The organism is Chromohalobacter canadensis (genome assembly GCF_034479555.1).
Classification (GTDB): Bacteria; Pseudomonadota; Gammaproteobacteria; order Pseudomonadales; family Halomonadaceae; genus Chromohalobacter; species Chromohalobacter canadensis.
Genome location: NZ_CP140151.1, coordinates 1,563,870 through 1,578,494 on the forward strand (window position 1 = coordinate 1,563,870; position 14,625 = coordinate 1,578,494).

Below are 14,625 nucleotides of genomic sequence, written 5' to 3' on the forward strand. Positions count from 1 at the left end.
TATCAGGAATTCAAAGAGGAAGGCCAAGCCCGTGCCGCCATGCGCCGAATGAAAGCCGCCGTTGCCTGGGGCCTCATGATGGGCAGCATGTGCCCCGCTTCCGGCTCCACATGCACGAACATATCGGGGTACTGACGCTGCAGCGTTTCGATATGCAACGTTGGCTCGAGAATCCGGTCGTGCGCGCCGAACATGACGCCTATTGGCACTTCCAGCGCCGCATAGCGCGGTACTTGCCGTGGCAATTCGTGCTCGAGCATGGCCAGGTCGGTGGAGGCTGCATGGAAGGCTTGGGGACGCAATGCCAAGCATCCGCCGCCGCGGGTCGCGTAATCCGCAGGGACCGCCTCCGGTGCGAACACCTGCGCCAATGCTTGCCGCGAGGTCACGCGCGTCAGGGGAATGGCGAGCGTCTCGGCCATCCAGCGCCGCCGGCGTGGCGAGCGAATCGCCAACAGACGCATCGCCGGTGGTACATCCGACACCTGTGCCACCAAGGGCGCGAGCAATGCCAGCCCCGCGACCTCCTCGGGATACTCCAACGCCAGCGTCAGGGCCACCGCACCGCCCATCGAATGCCCCACCACGAGTGGCCGCTCGACACCCAGGGCCTGCCACGCCTCGTGCAACGCCTGGGCCTGACAGGCCAAATGGGCGCACCGGTCATCGGTGGGATCGGAATATCCCGACCCCGGCCGGTCAATGGCAATGACACGGAAATCATTGCCCAGTGCCTCGGCCAGGGCATAGGTGAAATGCTGCAGCTGGCCACCCAGGCCATGGATCATGACCAGCGGCGGCCCCTGGCCGACATCGATGTAATGCAAGCGCCCGCCGGAGGTGTCGATGAAGCTGCCGCACGGCGGTAACTGCGCTTCGGCCTCGCGGGCCAGACCACGCGTCATGCGCCGCAGCCCCCAGAGACACGCTGCGACAAACAGCACACCGAGTAACATGCACCAGGCCACGAATACGATCAGCATCATGGCCACCCGCCGACGCAGTTCATGACCTCGCCTCCGGCTTCTGAAAAGCCTGGTAGCAGTGCTGATTGCGCTCCAGCGCGATCAGGCTGTGCTGGTCGAGACCGGGAATCGCGCGCGGGTACACCTCATCGAGCGCCGCCACGGCATCCGGGGGCACAGCGTTGTAGGGCGGGATATCGTTCCAGCCCAGCAGGAGGTGACCACCGGGCCGCAGACAGGCCACCGCCGAGGCAAAGGCAGTCTCGATATCGTCGGGCGAATCCAACCCCCAGCCGAGCACACCGTTGCAAACCACGGCATCCAGGCTTTCGGGCGGCAGATGCGCTGCCAACGCGATCATGTCCGCGACGATATGGCGCTCAGCCCCGAAGGGCGATTTGGCCGGGTCGACGTCCAGGGTGGTCACGCGGCTTGTGGGAAAGAGGTCAGGATAATCGCGCGTGTACCAGGCGCAGCCGACGAGCAGCACATGACCGACGCCGACTTCCCTGGCCAGCGCCGGGAGGATCACCTTCTCCAACAACTGGCGATCACCATAACGGTAACCCACGCGCCATCCCAAGGAGTCGAATGTTCCCAGAACGCGTGCCATGGCGCGGTACACTTGCAATCTCGCGGGCATCCACGTCTCCAGTGTCGCGCCACGCGGGGCGCTAGCACCTTTAGCGTTGCCCACGGCCTGGGCACCTGTCAACGCGGTCGTCGTCGCCCGTTGGCAGACTCAACCAGAAGGCGTTGACGGCCGCATCGCTTTCGCACCAGGCCTCGCCCCCATGCAGCTGCGCCACTGAACGCACGATCGCCAGCCCCAGGCCACCAGTGCCCACCGACTGGGATCGCGCCGGATCGCCGCGATAGAAGCGCTCGAAGAGCCGCGCCCGCTCCGCATCAGGAATCGGTTCCCCGTGGTTGATCACACCGAGGTGCCAATCCCCGGCATCTCGCCGCGACACTAGATGGATCTCGGTGCCGCTGCGCCCATGGCGTAGCGCGTTATCGATGAGGTTGGCGAGCGCCCGGCGCAGCAGGTCGAGATTGGCCCTCACCCGCCCCTGCATGTCGCTCATCAGCTCGCGCCCGTCCTCGTCGGCCATGCCCTCGAAGTAGTCGCAGAGCTGGTCGGCGAGGCCTTGCAGGTCGACCGTTTCACGCGGCAGCGCCCGCGAGGGCTGCTCGGTGCGCGCCAGGAACAGCATGGTCTCTATCATGCGCGACAGCCGCTCGTACTCCTCGACGTGAGAGCCCAGCAGCTGGCGGTATTCCTCCCGCGTGCGTTCCCGCTGCAAGGCCTGCTGGGTCGCCCCCAGCAGGTTGCCCAAGGGCGTTCGCATCTCGTGGGCGAGGTCCTCGGAAAAGCGTGACAGCTGGGCGAACCCTTCTTCCAAGCGCGCCAGCATCTGATTGAGCGCACGGCTCAGCTCACGCAGCTCCGTCGTCTCGTCGTTCGCCTCCAGGCGCCGATGCAGATGCGCCACGTCGATCGTGCGCGCCCGCGCGGCCAGCCGTCTCACCGGCCGCAGGCCACGCCGTACGACGACCCAGCCCAGACCGCAGGCCAGCACCGCGCCCGCCCCCATGGCGAGCCATAGCCGCAACCGATAGGCGGCCAGCATCCGCTCGCGCTCGTCGAGCGTCTTGCCGGCCACCAGGGTCAGGCGGCGCCCGTCATGCTCGAGGGTGCGCCAGGCCAGACGCGTCGACTCGGCGGCAGGATGCGCCCCGAGTCGTCCCTCCGGAGCCGGCGGCAGTTCCGGCACCGGCAAACCCGGCGGATTGACCTCGATCAGCGGCACGCCGTGCGCATCGAGCATCCACAGCAGGCTCTCGCGATTGCCCAGCATGTTGGCGTAGAGCAGCGGCCGGCGGCGCAGCGCCGCAATGCTCTCGCCGTCGTCCAGAAGCGCCTCCATGCGCTCAAGACGGCCTTGCAGCATCTGGTCGTCGCGCCAGGCGATCTGTTGGCCCAGGGCATGGTAGAGATAGGCGCCAAGGCCGCCAAGCAGCACCAGGCTCACCAGGGCGAAGAGCAACGACAGGCGCATCGAGAGGGAGGCCGGCGCGCGCATCAGCCGCGGTCCTCCAGCACGTAGCCCATGCCACGCTCGGTGTGAATCAATCGACGCGTGAAAGGATCGTCCACCTTGGCTCGCAACCGCCGCACGGCCACCTCCACCACATTGGTGTCGCTATCGAAGTTCATGCCCCATACTTCGGAGGCGATCAAGGTCCGCGACAATACCTCGCCTTCGCGCTCGAGTAGCAGTTGCAGCAGCGCGAATTCCTTATTGGTCAGCGCCAGCCGCGTCTCACCCCGTGTGACCCGACGTTTCAACACGTTCATGTGCAGCTCGGCCACCTGAAAGCACTCCCGCTCCCGCAGCGGACCACGGCGCAGCAGCGTCCTCACCCGGGCCAGCAGCTCGACGAAAGAGAAAGGTTTGACCAGATAGTCATCAGCGCCCAGCTCCAAGCCCTTGACCCGGTACTCCACGGCGTCCCGGGCGGTCAGGAACAACACCGGCACTTGACCATTACGCCGGATCAGCCGCAGCAGTTCCCAACCGTCGAGCCCCGGCAGCATGACGTCGAGGATGACCAAGTCGAAGTCGGCCTCCTCGATCAGATGCCGGCCGTCCAGTCCGTCCCGGGCTACCTCGACCCGATACCCGACCTCCCCCAGCCCCCTGGCTAGGTAGTCGGCGGTCTTGCTCTCGTCTTCCACCAGCAGGATGCGCATGCAGCATGCCTCTCGATCAATGACGCCACAGGCTAGCCCGTCGCGCGCGGGCTGCCCATTACAAAGTCGTAATCCTGCCGTCAGGCAGTCGACGGCACGGCACTGCCAGGATGACACCTCAATCACGACAGGAGGTCTTACCATGCGCCTATCCCGCACGCTGATCGCCGCCCTCGGCCTATGCGCCGCCACCCCGGCCCTGGCTGCCGATAACCCGCTGAGCGTGCACGTGCTCAACATCCAGTCCGGCCAGCCGTCGCCGGGGATCGAGGTCCAGCTCGAGAAGCGCACCGAGAGCGGCTGGAAGTCGCTGGCCACCGATAGCACGGCCGAGTCCGGCCGCATCTCGGCACTCTATCCCGATGACCAAGCCTTTACCCCGGGCATCTATCGCGTGACCTTCGAAACCGGTGACTGGTTCGCCGAACACGACACCCAGACCTTCTTCCCCGAGATTCCGGTGCCCTTCGAGGTCACCGATACCTCACAGCACTATCATATTCCGCTGCTGTTGAGCCCCTACGGTTACTCCACCTACCGCGGTAGTTGAAGTCGCGTCAGCCCGACAAAAGCAAGAAGCCCCCGGCCTTGGCCGAGGGCTTCTCTGCATCATGGGTGAAGACCGCTACGGGATCAGGCGTTCGCTTCGCGAGACTTCTTGATCAGGTCGTAGGCGTTGGAGATTTCCTGGGTACGAGTCTCGGCCATTTCGCGCATGCTCTCGGGCAGGCCCTTACCGGCCAGCTTGTCCGGGTGGTTCTGACTCATCAGGCGGCGATAGGTCCGCTTGAGCTCGGCATCGCTGGCATCTGCTTCGACGCCCAGGACCCGGTAGGCGTCGGTCAGCGCCTGCTGCGTTGTCGCACCGCCGCCGGCTTGCTGTTGACCACCACGCAGCATGGCCTCGATCTGTTCGATCTCGGCTTCGCTGCATCCCAGTCCACGCGCCACGCGCAGTAGCATTTCATGCTCGGCGGGATGCAATTCACCATCGGCGGCAATGGCCGAAAGCTGGACTTGCAGGAACACCTGCAACAGCGCGCGCTGCCCGCCGGTCACCCGCCGCACCGTGGCCAATTCAGCGTCGAGGTCGAAGTCATCGGCCTTGCCGCGTTCGAAGGCCGCCTTCGCGCTCTCGCGCTGCGCCTCGTTCAATCGTAAACGCTCAAAAAGCGCCTCGACGACACGCAGCTCGTCGCCGCTGACATGGCCGTCCGCCTTGCAGATGCACCCCATGACGGCAAACGTCGAGTCGAGAAACTGACCCTGCATTTGCGATAGCTTGGAGACGACCACGCGGCGTACCAGACGCCGCGCGACCCAATACCCCAACATGGCACCGATAATCAGTCCCGGCAATTTACCGAACATGAAGCCGAGCCCGGCCCCAATCAAAATGGCGATCAGCATGAAATTTCCGTCTTGTCGCTAAATGTTAGTCATTGTGGTGTGGCGCACCCCAGCGCTGGCGCACCGCGGCCTCGATGCCCTCGGCGTCGAGACCGCACGCCGTCAGCAATTCGGCGGGCTTGCCATGCTCGACGAAGGCATCCGGCAGGCCAAGATTCAGTACCTCGACCTGGACACCCTCGGCAGCCAAGAGTTCATTGACGCCGCTCCCCGCTCCTCCGGCGACGACATTCTCCTCGAGCGTTACCAGCAGCCGATGTCGGCGCGCTGCCGCCAGTATCGCGTCACGATCCAGCGGTTTCACGCTGCGCATATTGAGGTGCGTGGCATCTAGGCGTTCGGCAACCTCGGCGGCGGGACCGTTCATGCTGCCGAACGCCAGCAGCGCCACACCGTCCTGCGCGCCGGTACGCCGCGTCTCGGCCTCGCCGATGGGCAGTGCCTCGAGACCGGGCGCAAGCGTCGCACCCGGCCCGGTACCGCGCGGATAGCGCACCGCCGCCGGTCCTTCGTGATGATAGGCGGCACTCAGCATGGCCCGGCACTCGGCTTCATCGGCAGGCGCCAGCACCACCATGCCCGGGATGCAGCGCAGATAAGCGAGATCCAGCGCCCCATGGTGCGTGGGGCCGTCTTCGCCGACCACGCCTGCGCGGTCGATAGCGAAGGTGACGTCGAGCGCCTGCACCGCCACGTCATGGATCAACTGATCATAGCCGCGCTGCAGGAAGGTCGAATAGATCGCCACCACGGGTTTCATGCCTTCGCACGCCATGCCCGCCGCCAGTGTCACCGCGTGCTGCTCGGCGATCGCCACGTCGTAGTAACGCTCGGGATACTCGCGCGAGAAGCGAATCAGGTCGGAACCTTCGCGCATGGCTGGCGTGATGCCGATCAAGCGCGTATCCGCGGCCGCCATGTCGCAGAGCCACTCGCCGAAGACATTGCAATATTTGCGCGGGGTCGGGCGCATGACATCTTCGCTGCGTGGCTTGGCCTTGGGCTTGGACTGGGGCTTGGCTTCAGGCTCAGCCATGGCCGCGTTGGGCGAGCGTGGCTCTTTCTTGGGCGGCGGCTCGCTGGCGGTTTTCTCGAGCTTGGTAATGGCATGGTAGCCAATGGGGTCAGCCTCGGCAGGGCGAAAACCACGCCCCTTGCAGGTCTTGATATGCAGGAACTGCGGCCCTTCGAGGTTCGTCATGCTGCCGAGCGCCTGCACCAGGGTCGGCAAGTCGTGGCCGTCGATGGGACCGATGTAATTGAAGCCCATCTCCTCGAACAAGGTCGCCGGGCTGACCATGCCCTTGACGTGCTCTTCGGTGCGGCGCGCCAATTCCAGCGCGCCCGGTAGATGCGAAAGCACGCGCTTGCTGTTCTCGCGCATCACCGTATACGGCTTGCTGACCAGGATGCGTGCCAGATAACTGGCCATACCGCCGACGTTCTCGGAAATCGACATCTCATTGTCGTTGAGAATCACCAACATATTGGCATCGACATGCCCGGCATGCGCCAGCGCTTCGAACGACATGCCGGCGCTCAAGGCGCCGTCGCCGATCACCGCGCAGACGCGGCGCTTCTCGCCCTTGGTTCGCGCCGCCAGCGCCATGCCCAGCGCCGCCGAGATCGAGGTGCTCGAATGGCCGACACCAAAGGTGTCGTAGGGCGACTCATCCCGCTTGGGAAACGCCGCCAGTCCGCCGAACTGGCGGATAGTCGACATCTGCTCACGACGCCCGGTGAGGATCTTGTGCGGGTAGGCTTGATGGCCGACATCCCAGACAAGGCGGTCATACGGTGTGTCGAGAATATGGTGCAAGGCGACGGTCAACTCAACCACACCCAGCCCCGCGCCGAAGTGGCCGCCAGTACAGCCGACACTATAGAGCAGGTAAGCACGCAGCTCGTCGGCCAGTTCTCGCAGCTGCGCCGCATTGAAATCATGTAACGCCGCCGGGGACTCGAGCGAGTCGAGCAACGGCGTGGCCGGACGTTCGGCAGGAATCTCATCGAACAGCTTCATAAGCGTCATTTACAACCGATCAGTGATCGCGGTCGATCATATGGCGGGCCAAGTCGGCCAGAGGAAAAGCTCGCTCGCCCAGGGGAGCCAAGGCGTCCAGCGCCTCGTCGAGCAGGCCGTGCGCCTTGGCACGGGCGCCTTCCAGGCCGAGCAAAGCCGGATAAGTGGGTTTGGCACGCGCCGCGTCAGCGCCGGTGGCCTTGCCCAGGGTCGCGGCGTCGCCAGCGACATCGAGGATGTCATCCTGAATCTGGAACGCCAAGCCGATGGCGGCAGCGTAAGCATCCAGCGCCGCCACACGGGGGTCATCTTCATCGACGGCCGCCAGAGCGCCGAGCCGCACGGCAGCACGAATCAGCGCACCGGTCTTGTAACGATGCATGGTCGCCAGGGCATCGACATCCAGCTGGCCGCCCACCGCGCACAAATCCAGCGCCTGACCGGCGGCCATGCCGTCACGTCCCGAAGCGTGAGCGAGCACGCCCACCATGGCCCCCAGACGTGGCGAGCGCGCCTCGGCGAGCACCTCGAAAGCCAACGTTTGCAATGCGTCACCGGTCAGGATGGCCATCGCCTCGTTATAGACACGATGCACGGTAGGACGTCCACGACGCATGTCGTCGTCGTCCATGGCAGGCAAGTCATCGTGGATCAGCGAATAAGCGTGGATCAGCTCGATAGCGGCAGCGGGGGCATCCAGTGCGGTGTCCTCAGCGCCTAGTGCGCGGCCAGCGGCATACACCAGCACCGGGCGCAGGCGCTTGCCGCCGCCCAGTACGCCATAGCGCATGGCGGCATCGAGCTCGCCGGCGACCGGCGTCGTGCGCTCGAAGACCCGCGCCAGCACGTGCTCGGTACGCGCCCGCGCCGTAGTGATAATGTCACGCTCGGCCAGGGGTTCAACGCTCACCATCGACCTCCCCTGCATCGAAGGGCGTCTCATGGAAGCTCCCATCGGGCTGCTCCAGCAACGCCTTGACGCGCAACTCGGCGTTTTCCAGGCGTTGCTGGGCATCGCGGGTCAGGTGCACACCGCGCTCGAACGCCACTAATGACGCTTCCAGAGACAGCTCACCCGACTCCAGTTGAGCCACCAGGGATTCCAGGCGTGTCAACGTTGCCGCGAAATCCTCCGGGGTAGCGTCCTGAACATCCGCTTCGTCGGGCTGGGCGCCATCGCCAACCGATGCATCCTTTTCCACCATGGCGTTTCTCGCTCATCCGTGCGGACCGATGCCACGGCCCGGCTTGCCAAGAGTTGGCCCCACAGTATACACCCAAGCCCCGGGGACGCGTCTGCCCCGGCGTGGCCGCAAGCATTGCCGATGCAAACGCGTTCATGCGCAAGGTGCAGCGAATTCATCCTCAAACAGGGCGCCTGTGCTACGATATGGGCCCTGTCGCTGGGCGGCCTCCTCCCCCTTTTCTTGCCTCGGGGCCTCGGATCGCCCGCTTGGACAGGCCACCACCATACCGATAGATAAACGTCGCATCAGTCGACGAAAGGGTTGAACCGACAATGGCCAAGACGTCTCTGGACAAGAGCAAGATCAAGATTCTGCTGCTCGAGGGCATTCATCAGTCCGCCGTGGACAACCTCCTGAATGCCGGTTACACCAACATCGAAACGCTCTCCACTTCCTTGTCCGAGGACGAGCTGGTCGAGAAGATCCGCGACGTTCACTTCATCGGCCTGCGCTCGCGCACGCAGCTCACCGAGCGCGTGTTCGCCGCCGCCGAGCGGCTCACCGCCGTGGGTTGTTTCTGCATCGGCACCAACCAGGTCGACCTCAACGCAGCGCTCGAGCGCGGTATTCCGGTCTTCAACGCGCCGTATTCCAATACCCGCTCGGTGGCCGAGTTGGTGCTCGCCGAAGCCATCATGCTGCTGCGCGGCATCCCTGAGAAATCCACCCGCGCCCATCAGGGCGGCTGGTTGAAGTCGGCCAAGAATTCCCATGAAGCGCGCGGCAAGACACTGGGGATCATCGGTTATGGCAGCATCGGCGCCCAGCTCTCGGTGCTCGCCGAATCGCTCGGCTTCGATGTCCTCTATTACGATGTGATCACCAAACTGGCCATGGGCAATGCCCGCCAGGTGGGCTCGCTCGAGGAGCTGCTAGCGCGTGCCGACATCGTCAGCCTACACGTGCCTGACGTACCCTCCACACGCTGGATGATCGGTCGCGACCAGCTGGCGCTGATGAAGCAGAGCGCCATCTTCATCAACGCCTCGCGCGGCACCGTGGTGGATATCGAGGCGCTGGCCGACGTACTCGAGAGCGGCAAGCTGCTCGGCGCGGCTATCGACGTCTTTCCCGTCGAACCCAAGGGCAGCAACGATGAGTTCGTCTCGCCGTTGCGCGGCAAGGACAACGTTATCCTCACGCCGCATATCGGCGGCTCGACCTTGGAAGCCCAGGAAAACATCGGCATCGAGGTCTCCGAGAAGCTGATCACTTATTCCGACAACGGCACCACCATTACCTCGGTCAACTTCCCCGAAGTCGCGCTGCCCGCCCATCCGGACAAACACCGCCTGTTGCACATTCACGAGAACGTGCCGGGCGTCATGTCCGAGATCAACAAGGTACTCGGCGACGAGGGCATCAACATCTCGGCGCAATACCTGCAGACCAACAGCGGCGTCGGCTACGTGGTCATCGATGTCGACAAGGCCTACGGTCCCAAGGCGCTGGAAGCGCTCAAGCGCGTCAACCACACCTTGCGCCTGCGCGTGCTCTATTCCGAGAGCAACTTCGAAGCTTGAGGCACGCTGACCGCCCAACGCAAAACGGCCCCTCCAAGGAGGGGCTTTTGTAATTATACGCTAGCATAGGATTCAACATGCTTCCCCATGGTTTGGGTCTTGGCGCTTAATAACCAAAATGTCTTTATCCATATAACTTAAAACCCGTTATCGTATACTAAAAGGGACACTCTAACTATGGGCCGCGCACAGCCACTTTATTTAAAAATACAGCAACATTTACTAGAAAACATACAAAATGGCACTTGGAAAGCTCATCACCAGATCCCCCCTGAAGAACAGCTGGCCAAGAATTTTAACGTTAGCCGAATGACAGCAAATAAAGCGATCCGCGACCTCGTACAGCAAGGCTACCTGTCCCGGCAGCCAGGACTAGGAACTTTCGTCACCGACCTGAAATCAGAATCTTCCCTCGTCGAAGTCCACAATATCGCTGAAGAGGTTAGGGAACGCGGCCACTTGTATAGCTGCAACGTATTATCGAGCGACGTCATGGAGGCTGATGACGAGGTAGCATTGCGCTTGGGCGTACGACTCGGCACCCAAGTCTTCCACACGTTAATAGTACATCGAGAAAATGGCACTCCTATTCAGCTGGAAGATCGCTTCGTCAATCCACGCTGGGTACCAGATTATCTTAGTACTGACTTCACGCTACATACACCCAATGAAGTACTAGTGACCGCCTGCCCCATCAACGATGTCGAGCATATCGTTGAAGCCATACTGGTCGATAAGCAAACGGCTACCCATCTTGAGATCGATACTGCACGCCCCTGTTTGTGCATGACACGCCGCACATGGTCTGGAGATCACTTAATAAGTTATGCACGACTGATACATCCCGGTGAACGTTACAAGCTGCGCTCCTCAGTGCATCGAAATACTCCCTGAAAGAGCACAGCTACAGACAATATATTTTTTTGCCATCATCCAATAGCAGTCAATGTCTGCACGGCATAACCTGCCGGGACCGCCAGCAGCAAACTCAAAACCACTCTCAGAAACCAGATCACCACAATCCGTCCAATACTAATCGGGATCGTGGTGGAAAGAATGCAAGGAATCGAAGCAGAGAAGAACAACACCGACGACACCGATACCACACCCGTGGCGAAACGCGCGACGAAGGCAGCATCGCCCATCAATAAGGCCGGCAGGAACATTTCCGCAAGCCCCGTCGAAGCGGCTTGGGCTAGTGCCATCGCCTCATCGAGCCCCCATAGGGCTGTCACCGGATAGAACACCAAGCCCAACCAATCGAACAACGGCGTATACTTGGCCAGCAACAGGCCTATCAATCCTACCGACATGATCGACGGTAAGATACTGATCGCCATCAGCAACCCTTCCTTGAAGTTGAGCGCCACACTATGCGTCAGGCTCGGCGCCTTGGCGGCCACATCGAGCCCAGTATGCCAAGCGGTGGCCAAACGACGCCCGCGAGCTATCTTAGGCTCATCACCCGACTTTTCATTGTCCATGTTCGCTAACGGCGGCAAGCGCACGGTAATCGCGGTCACCACGAAGGTGATCAGCAGCGCCAGCCAAAAGTACAGATTCCACACTGTCATGAGATCCAGCGTCTTGGCTACGATGATCATGAAAGTCGCCGATACCGTTGAAAAACCGGTCGCGATAATCGCTGCCTCGCGCGACGAATACTCTCCCGACTGGTAGACACGGTTGGTGATCAACAATCCAATCGAGTAACTACCGACGAATGACGCCACGGCATCGATCGCCGACTTGCCCGGCGTACGCCAGACAGGGCGCATAACCGGCTGCAGCAGGATGCCAATCAGTTCGAGCAGACCATAGCCGATCAGTAGCGACAGGAAAATGGCGCCGATCGGCACGATCAGCCCCACCGGAATCACCAGCTTGCCGAACAGAAACGGCAGCATGTCCGGGGTATGCAGTAACGCCGGCCCCCAACCGCTGAGCGCCATAGCCGCCGCCACGACACCCAATAGCTTGAGCACGGTGAAGATCCGCTCGGTGACACTACGCCGCCAGCGCCCGGTCGCCAACGGGTATATCGCCCCGGCGACGATCAGTGCCAAGGCATACCAACCGTCCAACGGTCCCAGCAGGTATCGCGCTCCCGTTACCATATGATCGAGTGGAATGGTGGTCCGTCCCGCCAGCGTCACAGGTACGAAAAAAATCAGAATGCCTAGCAAGCTAGGAATGAACAGGTATAACGCGATCTTCAGCGAATACCTCTGCTCCTGACCCCCACTCGCATCTTGTGTCTTGTCTCGGTGTGACATGAAGTCCCCTTGTTTCTTATTGTGACTTGATATTTGTATATACAATAATAAACCTTCCGCCTGTTGTCTTGCGCCGCATCTCGCATCTCGACTAATGTCTAACCCCGACGCAACCCCCATATATAGCCGCTTCAATACGATTGAACCGGCATCGATCCAGGTTCGACTTGACGGCGACGATATGCCTCGTTATTTGTATATACAATTCAAGACGGAATTCTTTATGGAGCCCTACATGGCGGAGACACCACGGCAGCTATGGCGAGACATGACGGTATTCGATGGGATGCAGGAATTGCCCGAGCCCATGGCGGTGATCACCCGTGGTGATCGCATCGAGACGCTGTGCCCAATGCACGAATTCGATGCGTCCCTTTTCCAGGATGCCCATGACGCTGGTCAGGGCGGAGTGATGACACCCGGGCTCGTGGATTGTCATACCCACCTGGTGTTCGGCGGCAACCGCGCCGACGAATTCGAGCGGCGTTTGGAAGGCGCCAGCTACGCGGAGATCGCCAAGGCCGGCGGCGGCATCCTCAGCACCGTGCGTGCCACCCGCGAAGCCGGTGAGAGTGAACTTCTCGAGCTTGCCCTGCCCCGACTTCAGGCTCTGATCGACGACGGCGCAACCACTGTCGAGATCAAGTCCGGCTATGGTCTGAACGTCGCCGACGAACTTAAGATGCTGCGCGTCGCCCGGCGCCTCGGTGAGCGGCTTCCGGTGCGGGTGGTGACCACCCTGCTCGGCGCCCACGCCCTGCCACCGGAATATCAGGACACCAGCGATGCTTACATCGATCTGGTTTGTGACGAGATGATCCCCGCCGCAGTGGCCGAGGGGCTCGCCGACGCCGTCGACGTATTCTGCGAAAAAATCGCTTTTTCCGTCACGCAATGCGAGCGCGTCTTCCAGACTGCCGAGGCACATGGCCTGCCGATCAAGGCGCACGCCGAGCAACTTTCCAATCTGGGCGGCACGGCGATGGCTGCGCGACATGGTGCGCTATCGGCGGATCATATCGAGTATCTTGACGAGGCCGGTATCACGGCCATGGCCGATGCCGATAGCGTGGCGGTGATCCTGCCTGGGGCGTTTCACACGCTGCGCGAGACGCAAAAGCCGCCCATCGAGGCGCTACGCGAAGCCGGGATACCAATGGCCGTCGCCACCGACGCCAATCCGGGCAGCTCGCCGCTGTTCCAGCCAACTCTGATGCTCAATCTGGCCTGCACGCTGTTCCGCCTGACGCCGCGTGAAGCGCTGGCGGGCATGACCGCGCACGGCGCCCAGGCACTCGGATCCAAACAGTTCGGGCGGCTCGAGGTAGGCGCTCTCGCCGACCTCTGCGTTTGGGATATTCAGCGTCCAGCGGAGCTCGCCTATGCCGTGCAGCCCGGCCGGCTGCGTCAACGGGTCTTCCAGGGAGTGATCACTCATGAGCACTGATCGCGAAACTCACGATACGGGCGATATCGACATGTCGATTTGGCAGGGTCGTGTCGATCCCGAGCCGGACAGCCTACGCTGGCACCAATGCGTGCGACCCTGGCAAACAGACGCGACGCACGGCGCCGCCCTGCTGGGCTTTGCCTCGGATGCCGGTGTCAAGCGCAACCACGGCCGCTCGGGCGCCTCCGGCGGGCCTTGGGCGATCCGCCGGGCACTGGCCAATCTCGCCTGGCACCGCAAGAGGCCGGTTTATGATGCTGGCACCGTCACTTGCGAAGGCGATGCACTGGAACAGGCTCAGCAGTGCCTCGCGGAAGGTGTCGCCAGCCTCCTCGATGCCGGGCAGTTGCCTGTCGTGTTGGGTGGTGGTCATGAAGTGGCCTATGGCAGTTGGCAGGGCCTCGCCAAACACTTGGAAGCGCAATGCAGACAGGCACCCAAGATCGGCATCATCAATCTCGACGCACATTTCGACCTGCGCGATCCCGCTCACGTACGCTCGTCCGGCACGCCCTTCGCCCAGATTTTTGATCAGTGCGAGGCACGTGGCTGGTCGTTCCGCTATGCCTGCCTTGGCGTCAGCCGCGCAAGCAACACTCGCGCACTGTTCCAGCGTGCCAAGACGCTCGGCGTGCTGGTGCGTGAGGACCGCGAAGTCACCACAGCACGGCTAGACGCTATCGTGCGTGACATCAAGCGCTTCATTGCTCGCTGCGAGCACCTCTATTTGACCATCGACCTCGATGCGCTGCCCGCTGCCGAGGCGCCAGGAGTCAGCGCGCCGGCCGCGCGAGGCGTGTCACTGGCGCTGCTGGAGCCGCTGATCGAGATTATTCGCGATAGCGGCAAGCTACGGCTCGCCGATATCGCCGAGCTCAATCCCGATTACGACATCGACGATCGCACCGCCAAGATCGCGGCGCGTCTCGTCCATCAATTGACTCTGACCGGCTGATCGAATCATGGCCTCCCA

The 14,625-nt window shown here is 62.4% G+C and carries 14 protein-coding genes; 5 read left to right on the forward strand and 9 right to left on the reverse strand.

Annotated elements, in window-relative coordinates; genetic code table 11:
• Window positions 1–2: 2 nt before the first annotated feature.
• The 4 genes from SR908_RS07460 to SR908_RS07475 are packed head-to-tail and all read right to left on the reverse strand — an operon-like array spanning window position 3 to window position 3,723.
• On the reverse strand, window positions 3–986 hold the full coding sequence (locus SR908_RS07460; RefSeq protein ID WP_281505399.1) for an alpha/beta fold hydrolase: 984 nt from the start codon (window positions 984–986) through the stop codon (window positions 3–5).
• A 19-nt stretch (window positions 987–1,005) separates the two neighbouring features.
• On the reverse strand, window positions 1,006–1,608 hold the full coding sequence (locus SR908_RS07465) for a class I SAM-dependent methyltransferase (protein ID WP_246924877.1): 603 nt from the start codon (window positions 1,606–1,608) through the stop codon (window positions 1,006–1,008).
• A gap of 40 nt (window positions 1,609–1,648) precedes the next feature.
• Window positions 1,649–3,052 carry a heavy metal sensor histidine kinase gene (locus tag SR908_RS07470; RefSeq protein ID WP_246924880.1) on the reverse strand — a complete coding sequence of 468 codons (1,404 nt, stop codon included), beginning with the start codon at window positions 3,050–3,052 and terminating at the stop codon, window positions 1,649–1,651.
• Window positions 3,052–3,723: a heavy metal response regulator transcription factor gene (locus SR908_RS07475; RefSeq protein ID WP_246925080.1), complete on the reverse strand. Its 672-nt coding sequence runs from the start codon at window positions 3,721–3,723 to the stop codon at window positions 3,052–3,054. Before SR908_RS07475 ends, SR908_RS07470 begins: the two co-directional genes overlap by 1 nt.
• Before the next feature lie 142 nt (window positions 3,724–3,865).
• Here SR908_RS07475 and uraH point away from each other — a divergent pair, with 142 nt between their 5' ends.
• Entirely contained in the window at window positions 3,866–4,273 is a 408-nt protein-coding gene (gene uraH / locus SR908_RS07480) for a hydroxyisourate hydrolase (protein ID WP_246924882.1), read from the forward strand.
• 83 nt (window positions 4,274–4,356) lie between these two features.
• Here uraH and djlA read toward each other — a convergent pair whose 3' ends face one another.
• Genes djlA through SR908_RS07500 form a run of 4 tightly spaced genes read right to left on the reverse strand, consistent with a single transcriptional unit; the run spans window position 4,357 to window position 8,361 of the window.
• The gene (gene djlA, locus SR908_RS07485) at window positions 4,357–5,133 is read right to left on the reverse strand and encodes a co-chaperone DjlA (protein WP_097021610.1); all 777 of its coding nucleotides are present in this window, start codon (window positions 5,131–5,133) and stop codon (window positions 4,357–4,359) included.
• Between the two features lie 25 nt (window positions 5,134–5,158).
• A complete protein-coding gene (locus tag SR908_RS07490; protein WP_246925083.1) occupies window positions 5,159–7,156 on the reverse strand; it encodes a 1-deoxy-D-xylulose-5-phosphate synthase in 1,998 nt (665 codons plus the stop codon).
• A gap of 19 nt (window positions 7,157–7,175) precedes the next feature.
• Window positions 7,176–8,069, reverse strand: a complete 894-nt coding sequence (ispA, locus tag SR908_RS07495; protein WP_246924887.1) for a (2E,6E)-farnesyl diphosphate synthase — start codon at window positions 8,067–8,069, stop codon at window positions 7,176–7,178.
• Complete coding sequence (locus SR908_RS07500; RefSeq protein ID WP_097021607.1) at window positions 8,056–8,361, reverse strand: exodeoxyribonuclease VII small subunit; 306 nt, start codon at window positions 8,359–8,361, stop codon at window positions 8,056–8,058. The genes ispA and SR908_RS07500 overlap by 14 nt, the downstream gene beginning before the upstream one ends.
• A gap of 314 nt (window positions 8,362–8,675) precedes the next feature.
• On the opposite strand from SR908_RS07500, the gene serA reads away from it, so the two are divergent.
• Together serA and hutC are read left to right on the forward strand one after the other, a co-directional pair.
• A complete protein-coding gene (gene serA, locus SR908_RS07505) occupies window positions 8,676–9,926 on the forward strand; it encodes a phosphoglycerate dehydrogenase (protein ID WP_097021606.1) in 1,251 nt (416 codons plus the stop codon).
• 177 nt (window positions 9,927–10,103) lie between these two features.
• Window positions 10,104–10,820: a histidine utilization repressor gene (hutC, locus tag SR908_RS07510; RefSeq protein ID WP_246924891.1), complete on the forward strand. Its 717-nt coding sequence runs from the start codon at window positions 10,104–10,106 to the stop codon at window positions 10,818–10,820.
• Between the two features lie 35 nt (window positions 10,821–10,855).
• Here the strand turns inward: hutC and SR908_RS07515 are convergent, their stop codons facing one another.
• Entirely contained in the window at window positions 10,856–12,202 is a 1,347-nt protein-coding gene (locus tag SR908_RS07515; protein ID WP_246924895.1) for a YjiH family protein, read from the reverse strand.
• 235 nt (window positions 12,203–12,437) lie between these two features.
• On the opposite strand from SR908_RS07515, the gene hutI reads away from it, so the two are divergent.
• A complete protein-coding gene (gene hutI / locus SR908_RS07520; RefSeq protein ID WP_246924898.1) occupies window positions 12,438–13,649 on the forward strand; it encodes an imidazolonepropionase in 1,212 nt (403 codons plus the stop codon).
• The gene (gene hutG / locus SR908_RS07525) at window positions 13,639–14,607 is read left to right on the forward strand and encodes a formimidoylglutamase (RefSeq protein WP_246924901.1); all 969 of its coding nucleotides are present in this window, start codon (window positions 13,639–13,641) and stop codon (window positions 14,605–14,607) included. The genes hutI and hutG overlap by 11 nt, the downstream gene beginning before the upstream one ends.
• Window positions 14,608–14,625 lie beyond the last annotated feature (18 nt).

Coding starts and splice junctions, on each gene's coding strand:
- SR908_RS07460 (WP_281505399.1), bottom strand. CDS start 986: ATGATGCTGATCGTATTCGTGGCCTGGTGCATGTTACTCGGTGTGCTG.
- SR908_RS07465 (WP_246924877.1), bottom strand. CDS start 1,608: ATGCCCGCGAGATTGCAAGTGTACCGCGCCATGGCACGCGTTCTGGGA.
- SR908_RS07470 (WP_246924880.1), bottom strand. CDS start 3,052: ATGCGCGCGCCGGCCTCCCTCTCGATGCGCCTGTCGTTGCTCTTCGCC.
- SR908_RS07475 (WP_246925080.1), bottom strand. CDS start 3,723: ATGCGCATCCTGCTGGTGGAAGACGAGAGCAAGACCGCCGACTACCTA.
- uraH (WP_246924882.1), top strand. CDS start 3,866: ATGCGCCTATCCCGCACGCTGATCGCCGCCCTCGGCCTATGCGCCGCC.
- djlA (WP_097021610.1), bottom strand. CDS start 5,133: ATGCTGATCGCCATTTTGATTGGGGCCGGGCTCGGCTTCATGTTCGGT.
- SR908_RS07490 (WP_246925083.1), bottom strand. CDS start 7,156: ATGAAGCTGTTCGATGAGATTCCTGCCGAACGTCCGGCCACGCCGTTG.
- ispA (WP_246924887.1), bottom strand. CDS start 8,069: ATGGTGAGCGTTGAACCCCTGGCCGAGCGTGACATTATCACTACGGCG.
- SR908_RS07500 (WP_097021607.1), bottom strand. CDS start 8,361: ATGGTGGAAAAGGATGCATCGGTTGGCGATGGCGCCCAGCCCGACGAA.
- serA (WP_097021606.1), top strand. CDS start 8,676: ATGGCCAAGACGTCTCTGGACAAGAGCAAGATCAAGATTCTGCTGCTC.
- hutC (WP_246924891.1), top strand. CDS start 10,104: ATGGGCCGCGCACAGCCACTTTATTTAAAAATACAGCAACATTTACTA.
- SR908_RS07515 (WP_246924895.1), bottom strand. CDS start 12,202: ATGTCACACCGAGACAAGACACAAGATGCGAGTGGGGGTCAGGAGCAG.
- hutI (WP_246924898.1), top strand. CDS start 12,438: ATGGCGGAGACACCACGGCAGCTATGGCGAGACATGACGGTATTCGAT.
- hutG (WP_246924901.1), top strand. CDS start 13,639: ATGAGCACTGATCGCGAAACTCACGATACGGGCGATATCGACATGTCG.